The 19,704-nt window shown below is 67.8% G+C and carries 23 protein-coding genes; 11 read left to right on the top strand and 12 right to left on the bottom strand.

Annotated elements, in window-relative coordinates:
* Positions 1-826: 826 nt before the first annotated feature.
* Both TR49_RS10445 and TR49_RS10440 read left to right on the top strand, forming a co-directional pair.
* Complete coding sequence (locus tag TR49_RS10445; RefSeq protein WP_042379915.1) at positions 827-1,453, top strand: class I SAM-dependent methyltransferase; 627 nt, start codon at positions 827-829, stop codon at positions 1,451-1,453.
* A gap of 313 nt (positions 1,454-1,766) precedes the next feature.
* Positions 1,767-2,483, top strand: coding sequence for a flavodoxin family protein (locus TR49_RS10440; RefSeq protein WP_042379913.1), 717 nt, complete (start codon positions 1,767-1,769; stop codon positions 2,481-2,483).
* A gap of 52 nt (positions 2,484-2,535) precedes the next feature.
* Here the strand turns inward: TR49_RS10440 and TR49_RS10435 are convergent, their stop codons facing one another.
* Complete coding sequence (locus TR49_RS10435) at positions 2,536-2,733, bottom strand: hypothetical protein (RefSeq protein WP_152627176.1); 198 nt, start codon at positions 2,731-2,733, stop codon at positions 2,536-2,538.
* On the opposite strand from TR49_RS10435, the gene TR49_RS10430 reads away from it, so the two are divergent.
* Both TR49_RS10430 and TR49_RS10425 read left to right on the top strand, forming a co-directional pair.
* Positions 2,726-3,091, top strand: a complete 366-nt coding sequence (locus TR49_RS10430; RefSeq protein ID WP_042379908.1) for a nuclear transport factor 2 family protein — start codon at positions 2,726-2,728, stop codon at positions 3,089-3,091. The two genes, TR49_RS10435 and TR49_RS10430, sit on opposite strands and share 8 nt — an antisense overlap.
* 304 nt (positions 3,092-3,395) lie before the next feature.
* A complete protein-coding gene (locus tag TR49_RS10425; RefSeq protein WP_042379906.1) occupies positions 3,396-3,698 on the top strand; it encodes a hypothetical protein in 303 nt (100 codons plus the stop codon).
* Between the two features lie 359 nt (positions 3,699-4,057).
* On the opposite strand, the gene TR49_RS42620 is transcribed toward TR49_RS10425, so the two are convergent.
* Positions 4,058-4,249: a hypothetical protein gene (locus TR49_RS42620; RefSeq protein ID WP_152627175.1), complete on the bottom strand. Its 192-nt coding sequence runs from the start codon at positions 4,247-4,249 to the stop codon at positions 4,058-4,060.
* Entirely contained in the window at positions 4,249-4,650 is a 402-nt protein-coding gene (locus TR49_RS43680) for a carboxymuconolactone decarboxylase family protein (protein ID WP_042379898.1), read from the bottom strand. Before TR49_RS43680 ends, TR49_RS42620 begins: the two co-directional genes overlap by 1 nt.
* A 322-nt stretch (positions 4,651-4,972) precedes the next feature.
* Between TR49_RS43680 and TR49_RS10410 the strand changes: the two genes are divergently transcribed.
* The 3 genes from TR49_RS10410 (at position 4,973) to TR49_RS10400 (ending at position 7,021) form a co-directional block, all read left to right on the top strand.
* Positions 4,973-5,419: an SRPBCC family protein gene (locus tag TR49_RS10410; protein ID WP_042379896.1), complete on the top strand. Its 447-nt coding sequence runs from the start codon at positions 4,973-4,975 to the stop codon at positions 5,417-5,419.
* A gap of 268 nt (positions 5,420-5,687) precedes the next feature.
* Positions 5,688-5,996 (top strand): DUF3040 domain-containing protein, encoded by a 309-nt coding sequence (locus tag TR49_RS10405; RefSeq protein ID WP_160311567.1) that lies wholly within the window; start codon positions 5,688-5,690, stop codon positions 5,994-5,996.
* Positions 5,997-6,223: 227 nt separating this feature from the next.
* Positions 6,224-7,021, top strand: a complete 798-nt coding sequence (locus tag TR49_RS10400; RefSeq protein ID WP_042379890.1) for a DUF427 domain-containing protein — start codon at positions 6,224-6,226, stop codon at positions 7,019-7,021.
* A 147-nt stretch (positions 7,022-7,168) separates the two neighbouring features.
* Here TR49_RS10400 and TR49_RS10395 read toward each other — a convergent pair whose 3' ends face one another.
* Genes TR49_RS10395 through TR49_RS10385 form a run of 3 tightly spaced genes read right to left on the bottom strand, consistent with a single transcriptional unit; the run spans position 7,169 to position 8,668 of the window.
* On the bottom strand, positions 7,169-7,777 hold the full coding sequence (locus TR49_RS10395; protein WP_042379888.1) for a DNA-3-methyladenine glycosylase I: 609 nt from the start codon (positions 7,775-7,777) through the stop codon (positions 7,169-7,171).
* Between the two features lie 17 nt (positions 7,778-7,794).
* A complete protein-coding gene (locus tag TR49_RS10390; protein ID WP_042379886.1) occupies positions 7,795-8,082 on the bottom strand; it encodes a YciI family protein in 288 nt (95 codons plus the stop codon).
* A 10-nt stretch (positions 8,083-8,092) separates the two neighbouring features.
* Complete coding sequence (locus TR49_RS10385) at positions 8,093-8,668, bottom strand: TetR/AcrR family transcriptional regulator (protein ID WP_042379876.1); 576 nt, start codon at positions 8,666-8,668, stop codon at positions 8,093-8,095.
* Between the two features lie 399 nt (positions 8,669-9,067).
* Here TR49_RS10385 and TR49_RS10380 point away from each other — a divergent pair, with 399 nt between their 5' ends.
* Positions 9,068-9,535: a pyridoxamine 5'-phosphate oxidase family protein gene (locus TR49_RS10380; protein WP_084724768.1), complete on the top strand. Its 468-nt coding sequence runs from the start codon at positions 9,068-9,070 to the stop codon at positions 9,533-9,535.
* 163 nt (positions 9,536-9,698) lie between these two features.
* On the opposite strand, the gene TR49_RS10375 is transcribed toward TR49_RS10380, so the two are convergent.
* Positions 9,699-10,001, bottom strand: a complete 303-nt coding sequence (locus tag TR49_RS10375) for a hypothetical protein (protein ID WP_042379872.1) — start codon at positions 9,999-10,001, stop codon at positions 9,699-9,701.
* Positions 10,002-10,242: 241 nt separating this feature from the next.
* Between TR49_RS10375 and TR49_RS10370 the strand changes: the two genes are divergently transcribed.
* Both TR49_RS10370 and TR49_RS10365 read left to right on the top strand, forming a co-directional pair.
* Positions 10,243-10,689 carry a hypothetical protein gene (locus TR49_RS10370; protein WP_236653304.1) on the top strand — a complete coding sequence of 149 codons (447 nt, stop codon included), beginning with the start codon at positions 10,243-10,245 and terminating at the stop codon, positions 10,687-10,689.
* 126 nt (positions 10,690-10,815) lie between these two features.
* Positions 10,816-11,586 (top strand): alpha/beta fold hydrolase, encoded by a 771-nt coding sequence (locus tag TR49_RS10365; protein WP_042379868.1) that lies wholly within the window; start codon positions 10,816-10,818, stop codon positions 11,584-11,586.
* Between the two features lie 355 nt (positions 11,587-11,941).
* Here the strand turns inward: TR49_RS10365 and TR49_RS45430 are convergent, their stop codons facing one another.
* The 4 genes from TR49_RS45430 to TR49_RS10345 form a co-directional block, all read right to left on the bottom strand.
* The gene (locus TR49_RS45430) at positions 11,942-12,703 is read right to left on the bottom strand and encodes an endonuclease domain-containing protein (RefSeq protein WP_236653303.1); all 762 of its coding nucleotides are present in this window, start codon (positions 12,701-12,703) and stop codon (positions 11,942-11,944) included.
* Between the two features lie 650 nt (positions 12,704-13,353).
* The gene (locus tag TR49_RS10355; protein ID WP_042379864.1) at positions 13,354-15,372 is read right to left on the bottom strand and encodes a coiled-coil domain-containing protein; all 2,019 of its coding nucleotides are present in this window, start codon (positions 15,370-15,372) and stop codon (positions 13,354-13,356) included.
* 4 nt (positions 15,373-15,376) lie between these two features.
* Positions 15,377-15,955, bottom strand: coding sequence for an ABC-three component system middle component 2 (locus tag TR49_RS10350; protein ID WP_042379862.1), 579 nt, complete (start codon positions 15,953-15,955; stop codon positions 15,377-15,379).
* A 45-nt stretch (positions 15,956-16,000) separates the two neighbouring features.
* Positions 16,001-16,921 carry a serine/threonine protein kinase gene (locus TR49_RS10345; RefSeq protein ID WP_236653302.1) on the bottom strand — a complete coding sequence of 307 codons (921 nt, stop codon included), beginning with the start codon at positions 16,919-16,921 and terminating at the stop codon, positions 16,001-16,003.
* Positions 16,922-17,081: 160 nt separating this feature from the next.
* Here TR49_RS10345 and TR49_RS45425 point away from each other — a divergent pair, with 160 nt between their 5' ends.
* The gene (locus tag TR49_RS45425; protein WP_236653322.1) at positions 17,082-17,240 is read left to right on the top strand and encodes a hypothetical protein; all 159 of its coding nucleotides are present in this window, start codon (positions 17,082-17,084) and stop codon (positions 17,238-17,240) included.
* A 677-nt stretch (positions 17,241-17,917) separates the two neighbouring features.
* On the opposite strand, the gene TR49_RS42615 is transcribed toward TR49_RS45425, so the two are convergent.
* Positions 17,918-19,648 carry a hypothetical protein gene (locus tag TR49_RS42615; protein WP_152627174.1) on the bottom strand — a complete coding sequence of 577 codons (1,731 nt, stop codon included), beginning with the start codon at positions 19,646-19,648 and terminating at the stop codon, positions 17,918-17,920.
* Between the last annotated feature and the right edge of the window lie 56 nt (positions 19,649-19,704).

The raw sequence follows: 19,704 nt of genomic DNA, 5'->3' as shown, positions 1-19,704 counted from the left end.
CTGCTCGGAGGCAGGCCTGCGCTCACAGCATCAGCCCGGGGCCAAACGGGGGCCAACAATCTGGGGGCCAATCGGGGGCCAAGCAGGGTGACTGCCTGTGAATCCCTCTGACTGCCTCTGACTGCCTTTCCCGCAGGTCACGACCGGTTCGCTACCCCATCGGTGCAGGTCGGAAAGGTAGGGCGGAAGAACCCGGCGTATATGGCCGACTCGTCCGCCGCTCAGCATCCCCGCAGTTCAGGCAGTTGCCTGAGTACACAGGGAACGCTGTGGGGCCAATCCGGGGCCAACGGACCACCCCCTCTGCCGATCAAGCAGGGCTTGTCAGCCCCAACTGCCGAGGGCGCCCGAGCCCCACGAGTGCGCCGCTCTCTACATAGATGCAGGTCAAGTGGCCGCCACCCCGCACTCCGCTTGCTCAAGCCGCGGTCGCGAGGGCAGCACGGCCGAAGAGGACAGAACCGACGGGGCGACGGCTCATACGACCGGTCGGCGAACACGGATTCCCACCCTGTGCGAGTGCGCCGATCTCTCTTATCCACAGGGCCATCCGCAGGCCGTGAATAGCGATCATGGCCGGCCGTCGGCAGCTGCGCCCGGCCAATGAGCGTGTCGTGCGTGCGCTTCAGACGCGAAGCAAGCGCTGGGTGGGAGGTAGGGCGGTGTGGCCAGGATCCGCGCCGACGGTTCCGACCTCAGCAGACCAACGACCATCCACCCACGCCCCTGTCCCTCCCGACCTGCCGGTTGGCGGGTACGGCCCGCGCGCCGGGCGTCGGGCCGGACTCGATGCGAGACTTGTCACGAAGGACGGAGGTCGGTTGCCATGGGCTTCTATGCCAAGCAGGTCGTCCCGCGGATCATCAACGTCGCCTGCGGAATGAAGGAAGCCGAGAATCTTCGGCGCCGGGTCTGCGAAGGCCTTGAGGGCGATGTCCTGGAGATCGGGTTCGGCTCGGGGCTGAACGTGCCGTTCTATCCGGAGGCCGTCACGCGGGTGGACGCGGTCGAGCCCTCCGACGTCGGATGGAAGCTCGCAGGCAAGCGCCTCGCGGCGACGCCGGTCCGTGTGGAGCGCACCGGCCTGGACGGCCAGGTACTGCCGTTCGCCGACCACAGTTTCGACGCCGCCTTGTCGACCTGGACTCTGTGCACCATTCCGGACGCCGATGCCGCTCTGCATGAGGTGCGGCGTGTGCTCAAGCCGGGCGGGACGCTGCACTTTGTCGAACACGGCCTGGCCCCGGCCGGGGACGAGAGCGTGCGCCGCTGGCAGCAGCGGCTCGACCCCATGGAGCAGCGGCTCTTCGACGGATGCCATCTGACCCGGCCGATCGTCGACATGCTGACCACAGCGGGCTTCGTCATCACCGACCTAGATGTTTTCTACGAGAAGGGCGCCCCGAAGCCCCTGGGTGCCGACTCTCTCGGCATCGCCGTGTCTCCTGGCTGACGTTCGACGAACAGCAGGGGGACGACACAACCCCATCTGATGCCACTTCCGGCGCCATTTGGGCTGGAAGGGACCGGCCTCGACTTCAGCCGACCCGGATGCCCGCCGAAGCGAATACCGGTGTGCGCCGTGCACTCGCGCCAGCGGGTTGGACACCGGCTCCCGGGACTGGGCCGCTTGGACCGCTGAGCGGCGCGCTACGCGCTTCGGGCTACGCACGGTCGTGTCTCCCCGACTCCGTCAGCACACGGGAGGCCGACCTGGTGGAGTGGACGTGAGATCGAGCTTGCCCATTCCAAGGGAAGGCCCACCTATGACGGTCCCCGCCACCTCCTACGCCGACCTGCGCGCGCTGGTCGTCAACTGCACGCTGAAGCGTTCCCCGGAGCGCAGCCACACTCAGGGGCTGATCGACCTCAGCCGCACCATCTTGGAACGACAGGGCGTCCAGGTGGAGGTGCTGCGCGCGGTGGACCTCGACATCGCGACCGGGGTGTGGCCGGACATGACCGAGCACGGCTGGCAGTCCGACGCGTGGCCGGGCGTGTACGAGAAGGTGATGGCCGCCGACATCCTCACCCTGGCCGGACCGGTCTGGCTCGGCGACAACTCCTCGGTGATGAAGCGGGTCATCGAGCGTCTCTACGCCTGCTCTTCGTTGCTCAACGAGCACGGCCAGTACGCCTACTACGGCCGGGTGGGCGGCTGCCTGATCACCGGCAACGAGGACGGCGCCAAGCACTGCGCGATGAATGTCCTCTACAGCCTGCAGCACCTCGGGTACACCATCCCGCCGCAGGCCGACGCAGGTTGGGTCGGCGAGGCCGGTCCTGGCCCCTCCTACCTCGACGAGGGCTCGGGCGGACCGCAGAACGACTTCACCAACCGCAACACGACCTTCATGACCTGGAACCAGCTCCACCTGGCGCGCATCCTCAAGGACGCCGGCGGCATCCCCGCCCACGGCAACCAACGCTCCGAGTGGGACGCCGGCTGCCGATTCGATTCCGAAAACCCCGAACACCGCTGATCTGCGCGGATCGGACACACACGCCGATTCGCAGGGCACGACGCGCACCGGGTCAAGTGGCGGAGATGCCCTCGCTGCCACCGCCCGGGATGTTCACGACGCCGAACTGGGTCAGGGTGCCGTCGGGGCTGACGGTGAACTCGCCAATGATGCCGTCGACTCCAGACTGGACGTACGAAGGCTCCCGCGCTTGCTGAGGTCGCTGGGGCAGAGGAGTCTCGAAGGTGACGAAGGAGGCCACTATGGGCACTGCGGCACATCCCACCTTCGACGGCGACACACTGCGTCGAGGCATCGAAGGGCACACTCCGGAGACGCTCTTGTCCCTCTACCAGGACGACGCCGAAATCCGGCTGGTCAACCGGGACGCCACGCCGAGCCACCCCAAGGTCCTGACCGGCCGGGACGCGATCGGCGCGATGCTCACCGATGTCTACAGCCGCAACATGACGCACAAGCTGGAACAGTGCGTGGTCCAGGGCGACACCGTCGCCTACAGCGAATCGTGCGAGTACCCGGACGGGCTGCGCGTCCTGTCCGAATCGATGATCACGCTGCGCGACGGCAAGATCTCCAAGCAGATCATGATCGAGGCATGGGACGAGTGACGGGGCCCCTGCTGCGTCCAGATCACCACGATGCTCACCTCCGCCTTGAGCGCGCATTGGACCAGGCCCGCCACGGGCGCCTGTAGCCGGATCACGGCGCGGCCAAGCGACTACGCGGGCGAGCCGCCCGAAGGGAACAAGGTCACCGGCCGCAGTGCCACCGCAGCAACAGCCGGGCGGCCGCAGGGCGGGCGTGACCCACCGATCCGGGGTGCGCGCGAACGGACCCCTTCAGAGTGCGGTGCTCGGCGGGTCGGTATCTGCTGTCGATGGGGCCGGTCAACTCGAAAGGTGATGATTGAACATGTCTGTTGTGATGACGATGCGTTGGGACGGCGTGACGCCGCAGCAGTACGACCAGGTGCGCGACATGGTCCGCTGGGAGGAGAACACACCGGACGGCGCACAGCTGCACGTGTGCTCCTTCGAGGCCGGTGCGTTGCACGTGACCGACGTGTGGCAGTCCGAGGCAGACTTCGAGCGCTTCTTCAACGACCGGCTCGCAGCCGCGATCAAGGAGGCCGGCATCGAGGGTGAGCCAAAGACCACCTTCAGGCCCCTGCACCGCCGCTTCATCGCCCCCGGCGTGTCGGGCGCTGCCAGCTGAGTCCTGGGCGAATGATCCTTGTCGTACCGGCCCGCGCCAGCCGGGGGGCCGGTACGACATCCGGACGCGTTCCTACGTGAGGACGGCGCGCAGCGAATAAATGGCTTCACACGCGTAGCAGTGGTGCGCCACCAGCCCGGGGTCACCGATCGGTCGGGTCGTCGCCGCCGGCGCCAGCGGGCGCCCGCACAGGCTCCGGCGACTGCCCTCGGGAACGACGTGCCACGCCAGAACGGCACGGAACTCGTACTCGACCTTGATCCACACCGTCCGCGGTCAGCTGTCACGTGGCATGTGCGATCCGCAGGGTCGGCGCGGTCCGCACATGGCAGTGCAGCGCCCCGGGCACTCCCAGGGCGCTACGGTGTGGCCAGTTCGCGGACCTGCTGGTCGTAGTCGGCCAGCAAGCGGGAGAGCTGGTCGAGTCCCTCCTGGGGGACCTCGGCGGGCGCGGAATCCACCACGTAGCGGGCCGCCGCAACCAACGCGGCGAGCTCGTAGGCATGGAAGGTGCCCCGGAGCACCAATGGTCGGACCCGTTCGAGTTCCATCAGCCGGCCTTGGAGCGAACGTAGTCCGCGACCTGGGCGAGTTCGGCGGCGAACTGGTCGTAGTCCTCCTGCATGCCGTTGATGTACGCGCTCCAGCCCAGGCTGGCCTTCGCGTAGTGGACGGCCTCCTGGATCTCCTCGTCGGTCGCGCCGAACAGCTTCGCGGCCTCGGTGTGGAACAGGCTGCAGTAGCGGCACTTCGTCTCGGCGTGCAGCCCGACGCCGATCAGTTCCTTGTACTTGTTCGGGATCAAGGTCTCGCCGAGCTCGATCCGCTTGAAGATCTCCCACTCCGGGCCGAGCAACTCGGTCGGGATGGACTGGAAGAAGTGCGGCACCAGGCCCAGGGTCTCCTTGATGTCCGCTTCCACCTCGGCGCGGCTCACCGGGGTCGTGGTCATACCGGCCTCCTCGGAGGTCCCGAGCGCCGGAGCGGGGCCGCCCGCGCTTGTCGTGGGCTGAGGAGCACCCGCCCGTGGAGGCACGCACGAAACCTCACGGTGGATGCGAGCGGTAGGCACCCGAACCTCACCCACCAGCCTAGGCACCGATGAACACCCCCGCCATCGACCTGACACGTCAGCTGCGTGGCACCCTCGCGCTCGCCCCGGCACCGGCTGGCTTGCCCCGCCGACCACGCGGGGGTGACGACTTCGGGGGCTGCATGCTTCACCCCGCGGTGAGATCATTTGTTTGATCTCACCCATTCCTAAGGGGGCAGCGATGTCCGCGATCAAAGGAACTGTCGAGATAGCGCGTCGTCCCGAGGACGTCTACGCCTACATGACCGACCCGGCCCACATGGGCGAGTGGCAGGAAAGCGTGGTCTCCGTCCGGCCCGACGACGACACCCCAGCCCACGTCGGCTCCAGGACCGTGGTGACGCGTCACGTCCACCGGCGCGAGATGACCATGACCACCCAGATCGACCAGATGGACCCGCCACGGAGCTTCCGGTCGCACTGTATCGACGGTCCCGTCCGGCCGACGGTCACCACCACCGTCGAGCCGCTCGACGAAGGCGCGCGCTCGCGCGTCACCATCTCGCTCGACTTCGAGAGCCACGGCACGGGCAAGGTGCTCACGCCCCTGGTCGTCCGCCCGAGCGTGCGCAAGGAACTGCCTCGGAACGAGCAGCGGTTGAAGGAGATCCTCGAACGCGGCGACTGACGGCGACACGGGGTTAGATCAAGCAACATGCCTTGATCGTCTCAGCAGCTTCCGCGCGCTGCCCATCGCGGCTCGTCAACATTGCACACGACGGCCCCGAGCGACGCCAGCGGCACGACCGCGCCCGGCCCCAAGAAGTTGACCCGGCAACAGAACTCAACCCGCCGGCTGTCCCGTCCGCGACGAGAGCCGCTGCCAAAAGCTCCCGGGTCCGTGGGGTGCACGGCGCGAGCGGGCATGCCTCAAGAGGAGGGATAGGTGGACCGTGATGCTCTCGGAGCACGATCGACGGAATCTGGCCTCGATCGAGGAGCAACTGCGTGAGCAGGCGCCGGACCTCGAACTGCTACTGACCCGGTTCAGCCAACAGGCCGCACCACCACGAGTCGGTCGGCGCATGTCATGGTGGATGTCGCTCGTGGGAATTGCCCTGCTTGCGGTAGCGCTCGGGCTTCGCAATGCCGATCTGCTCCTCTTGTCCGCGGTGGTCCTGTTTTCCGCTGCCGCGTGGTGGACCGTGATAGCGACCGTCGCCTGGACCCGCCACAGACAGGGACGCGAACCACTCGACAGGTGAAGCCCCGCGGGAGCGATCGGCGGCACCCCGACGCCTCCCGGCCGTCGGCGTAGTGTGGGAGTGATGGGAGCCGCTTCTCACGGACGCGCTGATCGTTGGCGTTTACCCCAGAATTGCCACCGCGCCTGCGAGCAGGTTCCGCGGGGTCAAGCCAAGGAGAGCCCACCTTGAGCCGAGCGGAAGAACCGCGGCATGACACCGCGCCCTCGGGCCGCAGGGGCACTGCGATGCCTCGCGTGTCGCGGCGTGGGCAGCTGCCGGACGACGAGCTCACCTGGGAGCCGAGTGAGCGGTGGGTGCGCGGCTTCAGGGGAGACACCCTCGTGGTCGACAGCAGGAAGCCGCGTCTGGTGTGGGAGCCCGGAATGCCGGTCCCTCTCTATGTCTTTCCGGCCGGGGATGTGCGCACCGATCTGCTCACCCCGGCCGCCGTCCCCAGCGGCAGCGTCCACGCCGGCTCCACGGTCTTTTACGACCTGACGGTCGACGACGAGGTTCTGCCGAGGGCCGCGTGGTCCTACCCGGGTGACGAGCTCGGAGGCCACATCGGCTTCGAGTGGTTCGGCTTGGAGGGTCGGGCACCGCGTTCCCTCGATCGCTGGTTCGAGGAGGAGGAAGAGATCTTCGTCCATCCACGAGACCCCTACAAGAGAGTCGACGCGCTGCACAGCACCCGCCGGGTGCGCGTCGAGGCGGACGGGCAGGTCCTGGCCGAGACCTCGGATCCGGTGCTGCTGTTCGAGACCAGGCTCCCGACCCGGTACTACATTCCCCGCGACGATGTGGACTGGGACCTGCTCCACCGCGTGAACCTGACGACGCGCTGCCCCTACAAGGGCGTTGCGCAGTACTGGTCCTTCCGGGGCACGGACGCGGAGCGCAGGAGCGTGGTCTGGAGCTACCCCGAGCCGCTTCCGGCTGTCGAGCCGATACGTGACCGGGTGGCCTTCTACAACGAGTTCGTCGACATCTACGTCGACGGAATCCTCCAAGAGCATCCACAGACCACCTTCTCCCGCCGCTGACCGGCGTGGATCGGCTCGCCCGTTCTTGATCGCGAGCTGCTGTCCGTCGCTTGCCTTCACGTCGCCACCAGCACGGCCGCGGTCGATGTAGCGGCCGTCCCGGGCCTCGCGCGCTGCGCGCGACCGGTTTTCGTTCGGACGAGACCGTCACCGGCCAGGGCGCGTGAACCTCGACCGCTGACGCTGGGCCTCGGGCCGGATCGCGCAGGTGTTGGTGTGGTCGTTGATCAGTCCCATGGCCTGCATGAAGGCGAAGACAGTGGTCGGCCCGACGAACTTCCAGCCTAGCTTGCGCAGCTCCTTGGAAAGGATGACGGAGGTGGGCGAGGTCGACATCGTCTGCGGTTCGGGCACCTCTGCCGGATCAGGCTCGTAGCGCCAAACGAAGTTGGCCAGTGATCCGTCGCGCTCCACCAACGTCTCGGCGCGCTGGGCGTTGTTGATGACCGCCTCGATCTTGCCCCGATGACGGACGATGCCGGAGTTCTGAAGCAGGCGCTCGACGTCGCGTTCGCCGTAGCGGGCGACCCGGGCGATGTCGAAGCCGGCGAACGCGGCGCGGAAGTTGTCGCGCTTGGCCAGGATGGTGCGCCAGCTGAGGCCGGACTGGAAGCCTTCCAGGCTGAGCTTCTCGAACAGGCGCCGGTCGTCGGCGACGGGGAAGCCCCACTCGGTGTCGTGGTAGGCCAGGAACTCCGGTGCGGCGTAGCTCCACGGGCAGCGGGGCAGGTCGAGGTCGGGCGTCATGCTGGTCATCGGATCGTGGTCCTCGGTCAGGGGAGCAGGAACTTCAGGCGGTCATCGGCCATGCCCGGGGCTATCTCGATGATCTCGGCGCTGACGACGTCCTGAGCGACGAACGGGTCGGCCTGCACGCGCCGCTCCAGTTCCTCCTTGTCGATGCCGTGGGCGAGGACGGCGCCGCCGAGGCCGGGCTGGATGCTGCCGACGAGCAGGAAGACGCCGTTGTCGAGGCCTTGCTGGATCCACTGCTGGTGGCCGTCCATGTACTGGCCGGCGGCGGCCTTGTTGGCGGAGAAGCGCAGCAGCACGACGAACATGGGTTCCCCTTCAGGTGGTTGTGTAGGTGTCCAGCCAGTCGTTGATCCGGCGGACCTCGCGCCGGATGAAGTCCTCGTCCTTGAAGGCGTTCGCGAGCGTGGCGACGCCCTGGGTCATGGCGAGGACGTGCATCGCCAGCGCGTCGGCCTCCTCCGCGTGCCCCAGGAGCGTGAACTGGTCTCGGAGCCATGCGCGGAAGAGTGTGAACAGGCTGTTCGCCTCGCCGAGCGCGGCGTGGTCGAGCTTGGCCAGTTCGCTGGTCAGGGTGCCGACGGGGCAGCCGTAGCTTTGGATGTCGGCCCGGTTGGCGAGCAGGATCTCGACGAACCGGCGGACGCGGTCACCGGGGTCGGCGTGCTCGGTCTCCCACTGCTCCAGCATCCGTCTGGCGTCGGCGAGCCGAGCCTCGATCACGGCGTCGAGGATGAGGTCCTTCGACTTGAAGTGGTGGTAGAAGTTGCCCCGCGAGATGCGCACGGCCTCGGCGATCGCCGCGAAGGACGTGTGCTCGTATCCCTGCCGGTAGAAGAGCCGGTCCGCCGCGTCGACGATCTGGGCCCGGGTCGCCCCGCCTCGCACGTTCATGCTCCTCCTCGCCCGCGTCCCTGCCGTCAACCCAGCCAGATTTAGGACGACGGTCCTAACTCGATCCTAGGACAGCTGTCCTAAGCTTTGTCAAGGATCACACTCGACGCGGTACGAGTCTCCACAGCGCCCGGCCCTCGGCCGCCGGGTCCACCGCCTCAGTCCCACCGATGAGGCGATCTGCACGATCCTCGCACCGATGGCAGCCAGCGAGCGCCAGTCCTGGTGCGGTCAAGCTGGCCCCTGGCGCCGGGCGGCGCGGCCCGCACTCGACGCAGCCGGGTTGATTGCCAACTCTCCGCCGCACCGCCCCCAGCGGCTGGGGCCGGTCGGCCCTATCGCGGACGGCACCGGAAGCCACATGATCGGCGTGACTGTACCCCGGCGGCAGGAGGCGCCATGACCACCATCGGCCCACAAGACAGGGCAACTGTGGCCACAGCCGTGGATGGCGGAAGCGCCCGACACATGCAGGCCCTGCCGCCCGGGCAGGCACTTCGGCTACTCGCCGGCACACCGATCGGCCGCGTGGTGTTCACCCAGCACGCCCTGCCAGCGATCCGCCCGGTCAACCACATCGTCCACCAGGGCGACATCATCATCCGCAGCCACGACGGCGCAGACCTGGTCAACGCCGCGAACGCCTCCGGCTCCGTGGGCGTGGTGGTCGCCTACGAAGCCGACGAGATCGACCCCACCAGCCGCACCGGCTGGAGCGTCGTCGTCACCGGCTACGCGACCCTGGTCACCGACCCCGAGGAACTGGCCGACTACGCCACCTTGCTGCGCCCTTGGACCGACCACACGATGGACCGCACCATCCGCATCCACCCCGAGATCGTCACGGGATTCCGGCTCGGTACCTGACCGCAGGGGATACAGGTTGTCGGAGAGACTGGAAGCCGGGCGGGGATGCGCGCGGAGGCGTGAGCGGAAGAGGCGGTCCCACACGGGCGGTGCCCCTGGGCGAGTCGGCAGGCTGGCCCGCTCCGGGGGCCGCTCCGGGGTCCGCCCCGGTGTCCGCCCCGGCTCAGTCCTGGAAGTTCCGTTCGTTCAGCAGGTCCAGGTTGCGGAACGCCGGGGGGCCGTCGCACAGCGCCGCGAGCTGTGCCGCGAACTCTGTCGTCTCCGGGCGGTTGGAGTTGTCCATCGCCTGCTCGTACGACGGGAACTCCACGATGTTCAGGTACACGTTCTCCTTGTCACGGTCGCGGGCCTGCAGGGCCCGCGACGCCATACGGTTGCCCGCGTTCTTTTCGACCCAGGCGTCCAGCAGGGCATTGAACTCGTCAATGCGACTGGTCTTGCACTCGATGATCTGAACGAACTTCATCGCTCGCCTCCTCCTTGACTCAGCGGCACGGCAGCTGGCTGCTTCCTCCAGCGTCCGCCAGACTCGGGCGTCGTGCGCGTCGCCTCGCGGACCCTGACACGGATGACCGTGCGGTCGTGACCCGATCGCCGTACCGGTCGGCTCCGCACGATCCGGGGGCGCATCTTGGCCGCAAGGGAAGCAAGCAGCGCCGGCGTCCCGCTGGTACCCGAATGGCGCTGCGAGAACAGCACCTGGTGCCATGGGCGCCGATGTGGTCGGCGTCGCCCCTGCCCTCGCCCCCGCGCCTGAAACGATGGGCCCGAATGGCCGCATCGCCCGCGCGGCCCGCTCCCTGCCCTGCTCCACTGAGAACCGTCAGTCACGGCACTCCGACGAGAGCGGGTCCAACATGGCGATCATCACCGTCTTCGACATCCCTGGCGGGACACAGGCCCAGTACGAGCAGGTCACCAATGAGATGACAGGCGGACGCGGCCTGGTGCGGAACCGGAAGGACTGGCCGGTCCCCGGCCTGATCTCCCACGCGGCCGGACCCAGCCCCACGGGATGGTTCGTGACGGACGTCTGGGAGTCCGAAGACGCGTTTGCGAAGTTCGGGAAGAAGCTCGCGCCACTGATGGAGAAGGCCGGAATGCCCATGGGTGAACCGGCCGTCTACCAGGCGTTCAACGTGGTGACCGACTAGCCGGTCGGCTACGTCCATCGGCGCGCCCTCGGCACGACGCAGCCCGTCCGGAGTTGCCGCGACCAGCCGACGCGCGGGCGCCTCGACGCTGGTGGCAGCGTGCCGGCCCATGCCAAGGAGGAAGTCTTGAAGCTCCACCGAGTCATCCTGCTCCCCGGCAGCGTGCTCCCGGCGGACCTCGCCTACGGTGCCCTGATCACCGCTCTGGGCCCTGACACCGACGCGGTGGCCAAGGGCCTGGAGCTGTACGAGGCGGACGAGCCGCCGGCCGACTACAGCCTGGACACCGAGGTCACGGGTGTGCTGCGCGAAGCCGACGCACGTGGGTGGGACACGTTCCATCTCGTGGGCTATTCGGGCGGGGGCGCCGCGGCGCTGGCCTTCGCCCAACGGCACCCCGAGCGACTGGCAAGCCTGGCGCTGCTGGAACCCGCCTGGGCCGGGAGCTGGGACTGGAGCCCGGAGCACACGGCACTGTGGGCGCAGTACGACGAGTTGGAGGGGCTGCCGCCGCAGGAGTTCATGGCCGGGTTCATGCGGCTGGGAGTCAAACCCGAGGTGGTCCTGCCTCCGCCGCCTCCCGGTCCCCCGCCGCCCTGGATGGCCAAGCGGCCGGCCGGGATCCGGGCGTTCCTGAAGACGTTCAAGACCTACGACCTGGACCGCAACCGACTCGCCGCCTTCGACAAGCCCGTGTACTTCGCACTCGGCGGCCTGAGCAACCCCGACGACTACGGGGAAGTGGCCATGCGGCTGTCGAAGGTCTTCCCGGAGTTCCAACTGGAGACCTTCGAAGACCGGCACCACTTCGACCCGCCCCACCGGATCGAACCCGAGCGGCTCGCCAGGTCACTGCAGGCCGCGTGGGCGGGCGCCGAGCGGAGCCACCGGGTTTGACAGTGCCGGTACAGCTGGTAAGCCCCAGGTCAGAGCCGTGGTGTTCGCAGTCGCCGGGTGATTGACGGTCACACGCGGGGTGGGTTTCGTACATCCGCGCTACGGCCACTGCTCCCGCGGACGGGGCGGCGACGGGTCAGCGAGCGATTAGCCGTTCCGGACGGCACGAGCGATGGCGCGGGCTCGGCCAGCCGGGCCGCGCACCTCCGCCAGTGCGCCGCCCGCAGAGGCAATCGTCGGCCGGCGGCACCCACGCGTGCGGGCTGAGCGCGCCATCGGCGGTGCGGATTGTGCAGTCGCCGACGCCGGCGTCGCGTCGAATCCAAGACATGCATCGGCTGCCCAGATGGGCAGCTCAGAACAGGCCCTGTCCCTCGCCGCTGGCGTCCGGAATAACGGGTCGGAACTGGGCAGGGATCGCCTCATGTCTTCCCGCGCCGGCCGCTGCAGCCACTGCGGGCGCGGTCTCGGCCAGCCAAGTGCCAAACCGGTCGACGGCCTCTCGGTACATGACCTGGGCCAAGGTGCGGTGCTCTCCACTGGGGCAGTAGTCCACGCTCAGCTTGATCATGCACGAGCCTGGAGCGTGATGGCTGCCGGTCCAGGAGGCGCGCAGTTCACCGCAGGGCCTTCGCCCACGAGAGCTGCCAGCGTCGCGGTGGGTCGGGCGCAGTGGTTCGCCGACCAGGATGGCGGTCAGTGCGGCCAAGTGCGGCAGTGGCAGCGTGGTACGGGCGCGGCAGCCGTCGCAGCGGTGCCAGTGCCGCAGCCAGTCCTGGACTTGGGTGCGGAACAGTGGCACATAGCGGCCTGTCACGTAGACGTCGTTGCTGTAGAGGTAGTTGGGCCGTTCTCGCGTGTTACAGGGTTGGCACGCGGGAGCGCGGACGTAGCCGTGCTCGTGGCAGTGGTCCAGCACGGCGGCTGGTGCGTCCCGGCAGACGGCGCAGATCCACCCGGAGACCTCCAGCGCGGCGCGCTTCTTGCTGAGCACCGAGTATCGGTGCCCATTCAGCTCCCCCTTGTACTGGCGCAGCGTGGTGGTGCGGCAGCTGGGGCAGACCGTCTGCTGGCCGTTGTCGGTTCGGACGCGCCACTGGTCGGGCTGGTCCGCCACGGCCCCGCACCTCTGGCAGGTCCGCACGGCCAGCGACCACTGCGCCTCAGCATGCTCAGCCGTGTCCAGCAATTTCACCAGCGCGCGGGGCAGCCACCACATGTCGCCTGTGCCCGCTCCCCTCCGCGTGACGAGAGCCCGGCGCCAGTCCACCCCCGCCAGGTGCGGCAGATGGTCGCCAACGCCAGCTGGCGGCCCAGGAGCAACGCCAGTACGTTCGCGGACCCATTCCTGGCCAAGGCGCTGACGCCACCGCAGCGCCCGCGCGTCATCCTGTCCCGCTCTCAGTGAACCGTGGAACGGAGCAACACGGACCAGACCACTCGTGTTGACCTGGAACGCGCTCAGTTCCACCGCCGCCCGGCGTACGTCAGCCTCACGGACGTTCCACGCACCGTCGGCCCGCTCCGTCACCTGAACAACGCGTGCGCCGAGCAGTACGTAGCCGGTACGCGGATCGGCAGGGGGGCGGGTGAATGCTCCCAGAGTGACCGGGACTGCGCTGCTGGCCATCAGCTCAGCCCACAAGGCGTCCGCGCCTGCCAAGGACAAGACGCCGTCTACGCGGCGCGGGGTAGCACGGTAGGGCATGCCCGGCACGCTAGCAGGCGCGGCAGAACCCAACCCGGGGCAATAGTCTCGCGCTTCAATCACCCGTGAGAAGTGGCGGGTGCCTCCTCCGAGCTGGTCTCATCATCGATCAGGCCGTACGGCGGCCGGTCTTCGCTCCGGCTGTATCGGACCACGACGTCGCCTTCAGCGATGAGCGGTGGGCTGTTGTCGGCGATGATGAGCTGCGCCCCCGAGCCTCGTTCGGCAAGCCAGGTGGACAGGTGATGGTAGAAGTCGTCGATGGTGACGGCATCCGCGATCGTGACGTCGAGCGTGCCGCCGTGACCGAGGTTCTTCTGAGGGCTGTCGATCATGAGGAAACCTGGGTGTGCAGCGCCCAGTTCGGTGGCGACTTCGAAGACGGCCAGCTGCCAGGCGAGGGTGATCAGTGTGCGGGCACCTGAGGATGCCTCCTGGTAGCGCTCTCCCCTGACGAATGGTGTGAGGGCGGTGTCGATGTAGGGGTTGCTGAGTTTCGGGTAGCGCCAATCGCTTAGCAGCGCGGCGTATCGGCTGCTGATCTGAGCGATGATGGCGTCGCGGTCCCGTGTGGCGTCGCCGAGGTCGGCGAGCTCCTCGCGCAGGCGCGCCACCTGGGCTTGCTGGCGGTCAACAGCGCTGGCTCGCTTGGCGAGGCCTTCCTGCAGCTTGACGGTGTTTTGGGTCAGTTCGAGTCGGTGTAGGGCCTGCTCCCGGCGGCGATAGAGGTCGTCGCGGGCCACGAGGAAGGTGGAGACCGCTGGCGACGTGGCTTGGTCGAGGATCGCGGCGGCCCGTTGCTCGTCCAGGCTGGCCTCCTCGGCTCGGAGCTTCAGCGTCTCCATGGAGGAGTCGAGATCTTCGATGTAAGTGGTGATCTCCTTGAGGCGGGCCCTGGTGGACCTGATCTCCGCCGCAACATCGAGTTGTCCATCCTCGGCTCCGTGTCGGTCATCCATGGAGCCAGCCGGCGCATCGCCTTCGGGGGCACCCAGTTCGTGATGGCACAGACTGCACTGCCCGTTCATTGCGGTAGGCGTCTGGGCCAGCCGGTGCAGGCAGGCCGGGCAGGTCGTCACCCGTAGCGGATCGAAGAGTTGCCTGGCTTGGGCCAGCATGCCGAGCTTGAGGAGATCATCAGCATATTGGGCGCGCAAGGGGAGAAGTCGCGCGATCTGGGTTTCGTGGTCACGTAGGACCGCCGCCGCGGTTCGTGCCGCCTTCGCAGCCTCCTGATGTTCCCGGCGCAATCGGGCAGCGAAGTCTGTGGCCGACTGAGCTTGCAAATCCAGGACGGCCAACTGCTCTGTTATCTCAGCCAGTTCTTGCTCCGACTCTCCCTGCACGGGTGTGTCGTCAAGCGCGGAGGGGTCCTGCTCCGCGACGAACGCTCGGGCCGCTGCCAGCTCGCCGCGGGCCTGAGCCAGACGCCGGTCGAGTTCCTGGATGCGGTTGCCGAGTTCGATGGCTCGATCGTCATGCACGCCAAACACAACGTCGACGACCTGCCGGAGCTTGTGCTTGCGGGCGCGGTCGTTCTCGAAGAGGAAGTTCTTGTCGGCGACGCGTTCGTTCGGCAGGAAGGCGAGCCACATGAGGTCACGGATGCTGAGCGGGTCCGTGCGCGACTCACGGTTGGTGGGCGCTTCACGCAGCTGAACGCCTTCGAGTTTGCAGTGACTCAACAGCAAAGTGGAGAGGCTGTCCGCTGCTCCGGCGGGCTCCAGCGTACGTGGTTCGGCCATGGTGGAGGCCGGCTGCGCCAGGGTGCCGCGACGCACGTATGCAAGTTTCGATGGCTCGCCCACGGAACGCTCGATGACATGCGACTGTCCGGAGAGCTCGACCTCAAGGAGGCAGGACCGGACCTTCCGGAGCACTTCTTGATGGCGGGGGTGCCTGCGGGCGCCCAAGCCATAGGCGATGAACTCAAGGACGGCGGTCTTGCCGGAGCTGAACGCCCCTGCGACGACGGATAGACCTCTTACGCGCCCGTCGACTGTGAAGTCGACGTCGTAGCTGCGGTCGATGCCAGCCAGGCGCAGCCGGCGCACCCTGATGCCTTGTGGCGCCTGCATGTGATCAACCTTCCCAGGACACGTCGGAGTGGTGCGGACCGGCACCGAGAACGCTCAGCAGTACCGCGGCGGGTCCGGCGTGTCCGGCCGGGCGCAGCCACTGGGCGGTCTGGTCTCGCAGTGCCTTGTCGCTGAGCCTGCGCAACTGACGAACCACGATGGCGGCTGCCGTGCTGAAGGAGGTTGCGTACGTGGCGGTGAACTGTGCGCCCAGCGTCCTGCCCTCTGGGCTGATGGCATACGTCAAGGAACCACTCTGGTTGTTGACTTGGCAGCACCCATACGCGACGAGGAGTGCCAGGTCGTGTTGAAGGCGTTCGCGACGACTGGTGAACCGTTGGGACGAGGAGGCGTACGACAAGACCTGCGGGTCGAAGCCTGCCAGCCGTAGAAGGCTGGCTTCACGACTGTCAGACGGGACTACGAGAAAGGGGTTGGCGGAGAGGAAGTCGTAGTAGCCGATCCGCTCCAGACTGACTCCGCCTGGGGACTGATCGGCGACGGCATCCAGCAACAGAAGGAGCTGAGCAAGCCGGAAGGGCACCTCATCCTCCGGCATGGCTACCGGTCGGTTGGCTTGCACTCTGGTCCCCCTCGAAGGTCGTCAGGTTGTCGTCGGCGGCGCAGCTCAAGGTTCGGCGTGGTCTATAGCGATCTGCCGCCAGTGTTTGACCCACCCAGCTTTGCGGTTGTCGACCAGCCGGTGGACAAGGCCCCATGAGTGGGCCAGTTCCAGGCGGAGCACCTTTGGCAGGTTCGGGTGCTCATTGCGGACCTCGCGCCAGACCCGTCCGTGCAGGGCGGGGAGAGCGTCTTCCGCACAGCACTCGTTGAAGTTCATCTCCCACAGGCCGTGCAGCGTCGCGTCGGCGCTGGTCAGTGCGGCGACTTCGGTGAGAACGGCCTTGTGCGCGATCTCCCGGGCTACGAGATCAGCGTTGAAGAACTGCTGCTTCGCAGAGTCCAACTCGACATGGCCGGCCTCGATCAGTTGCCGCACGAACAAAGCCGAGTCGAACTCCGCGGCCCGCTGGTCATCAACTTCGACAACCGCACGCGTCTGCTCCTGCACCGGGGCAGGCGTGAAGGGCTCGTAGTAGGCGCGGCGCACGTGGTCGCCTTCGGGACTGTGCAGGGCCTTCCTGAGCTCCGTCTCATCCCACAGTCTGACGACAAGTCCGTGGTCTCTCTCTTGCCGTTTCTTCCAGCCGTCCCACCACTTCGCGGTCGGCCCATCCATGCTGGACGGGATGCACAGAATCCAGATCTCGACCTTGTGCCCGTTGGCTTCCGCTGCCTTCAAGGCGGAAGCGAAGGAGTCGCGAATGCTCTGCTGATGGGCGGCGGTTGTGGCCGGGTGGAAGTATTTGGACTGCCAGACCGTGATGGCCCCACCGAGGTCCCCGGCAAAGGCATCGATGCCCCAGTCCCCAGGGTTCGCAGAGATCATGCGGACGTTCGGCGTTGTGGAGGCAGCCAGCTCGCTGATCATCGCCTCGAAGTCGTCCCGCGCTCCACCCATGCCGCCCGTACGCAGCTGGTGCGCCACGAAGTTGATTGGGGGCACCCCAGCCGCCACGGCTACAGCGCTCTCCGGCATGGCCACCCCCACACGTCGGCCCAGAAGTGCCGCCCACCCATCGGCCGTACAGAAGCCGTAAGTACTCGCTGCGCGACACTCGGTGAAGGCCGTGATCGTATCCTTCCGGGTGGGGACGATCAAGATCTCTAACGAACCGGTGCTGGCTGCGCCGAGCACCACCCGAATCCACCGGCAGCAACCATCACCACAAGGTGAGTGGGAGGCCTTCGAGCTCAGCAGCGCGGATCCGCTCATCTACGAGGTCGCGACCTTCAGCGAGCGCTAAGCCGGTCCGGACGGCGCGAGCGATGGCACGGGTTCGGCCGGCTGGGCCGCGCACGTCCGCCAGTGGCCCGCCAGGGTCGCGGTGGCGGCGTGCCCACTCGGCTCGGTTCTCGGCGGCGGTGCCGAGGCGTAGGTGGTACGGGTTGACGCAGCCGTGGGAATCGCAGCGGTGGCACACGACCGAGTCCTCCGATTCCGACCAGCCCAGTCGCGGTATGACGCCATGGACCAGCTGGTAGGCGAAGAGGTGCGTCGGGACGGTTCCACGCCGGGACACTCCCGGGAGACTCGCCGCTCGGAAGCTGCCGTGTCCGGTGTCGCTGACCGCGCCAAGCCACGGCCAGCAGTCGCTGTCCCGACGGACGTAGCGCTTGGCCTCGAAGCGTGCGACCACGATGGGACTGTCGAGCCAGGACCGCCAGAGCTCCGCTGGCAGCCGGACAGCGACTGGCCGCCCCAGCAACGAGAGTTGGACAGCGCCAACCGCCCCGGGGCCGGGGTCCCTGGGGCCGAGCAGAGACAACTGCTCAGCCCTCGTGCCGACCGAGGGCGACGTTGGCGGGTCGGTTGGCGGTGGGGGCTTGTTCGACATGACCTTGCTCCGAGTAGATGCAGGCTGGTGAACGAGGGTTGCCGTGGTCCGCAGATTGGCATTGGCAGGACCACGGCAACGTGAGTTCAACCCTCGGCGGTAAGCGAGTCCAGGATTTGGGTGAGCCTGGTGGTGATCTGCACGTGGAGGTGGTCGAACTCGGCCTCCTCGTCAGGTCCGCTCGGTACGAGGCACGGCGAGATTGCGAGCTGCTCGATGGCCAAGATGTGGCTGACGATGTCCCGGTACAGCCCGACCGCGGTCCTCGCCGTGCCCAAGTTCGGATCCGTGACGGGGGCTGCACCGAGCTCTCCGCTGGACGCCCTGTCATCCGTGGGCGCGGAGCTCGCCGCCGCCGGACCGGCTTGCGCGGCTCCGGAGTTGTCCGCGATCAGTGGTCCCGGCTGCGCAGCGGGCCGCACCGCCGTTATCTCCGCGTGATGTCCTGCGAAATTTTGCAGGTCTGGGTCGGCAGCAGCCACGGCCAGCCGGTCACCTGTGACACCCGACCGAGGGCGTTCCGCTCGCGTTTCGGCCAGTGAGGGCTGAGCTGTGATCAACTGCCGTGCTGCCTGGGTGAACTCGATGTGCTCGGCTTGCTGGCCGGCGCGCCTGAGGACCGCCTTGGCGATCTGACCGGTGATCTGTGCCGTGAGGCGCACTCCATCCGCCTGGGCGCGGGTGCGGAGCTGCTGGTAGAGCTCGGTGGCGGCGTCGAGGCCGAAGCGGGTGGTGACGGGGAGCAGGGCGCGGATGTGGGAGGCGGTGACGGGCTTGCCGTAGGCCTGGTTGAGGCGTTCGGCGAGCGGCCATTCCTCGATCATCTGGTAGGCGGCGCGCTCGCTGATCTCCCAGCGCTCGGTGACGTAGTCCTCGAAGCGGGCGTGGGTGTGGCGGTAGAGCTTCCCGTCGCGGATGGACTGCAGGGCCTTGCCCGCGAGCCAGGTGGCGGTCGCGAGGTTCTCCACCGCGCGCTCGCACACGCCGAGGTCGTGGAGCTCGACCTCGCTCAGCAGGCCGCTCGCCCGCCCGTCCACCGGCGTGGGGATCAGCTCGCTGGTGATCACCAGATCCGCCGGCCTGGCCGTGGGCGCCATGGGGATCGTCGCGTCGGAACGGACGGCCGCCGCGTCGGTGGTGCGGGCGCGCAGGGGCGCGCTGCGGTCGGTGGGGGTCACGACAGGTCTCCGATCGGGGGCAGCAGGCCGAGGTGGGTCATCTCGGTGACGAGTTCGTCGTAGGCGGAGCCGCGGGCCGTGACGGGTCGCAGCATGGACTGGGCGTAGAGCTGGGGTTGGGGATGGTGGTGGTGAACACGTTCCAGCCGCGGTCGCGCAGATAGTTGCGGTGGTCGTTGGTGGCTTGGCCCCGGCGGAAGTCCGGTTGAGGAGCACCCATGTCGCGGGCGGCTTCCCGTCTGGGCGAAGGACGGCGACGTCGTCGATGAGCTGGTCCATCGGCAGGCGCTCGATCCGGTCGATGTCGGCGATGGTGGGCGCGGTGTTGAGGATGGCCAGGTCGGCGACGCGCAGGACGGACTGGACGATGGTGCGGTGGTCCTCGGCGTGGCCGCAGTCCACGACGCCGATCTGGCCGGGCCGCATCACGTGTGGGGCGTTCTTGTAGAACAGCGGGGAGGCCAGCTGCAGCACCGGGAAGGGGAACCCGCCCGCGCAGGCGTCCCATTCGGCGAGCTGACGGCTGTAGTCGGCCTCGAACGCCGCCACCTGATGGCCGCGTTCGTGCAGCGCGTGGCTGTGCCATCCGACGGAGGTGGTCTTGCCGCCGGTTCGCGGGCTGATGTGAGCAATGATCACGAGTTGGTTCCCTTGGTTGGGTGCGAGGGGTTGTCGGCGGGCGGCGCTGAGTGGCC

The sequence above is a fragment of the Streptacidiphilus melanogenes genome (assembly GCF_000787835.1).
Lineage (GTDB): Bacteria > Actinomycetota > Actinomycetes > Streptomycetales > Streptomycetaceae > Streptacidiphilus > Streptacidiphilus melanogenes.
The sequence above is the reverse complement of the archived record's forward strand: the minus strand, read 5'-3'. Positions and strand labels throughout refer to the sequence as shown.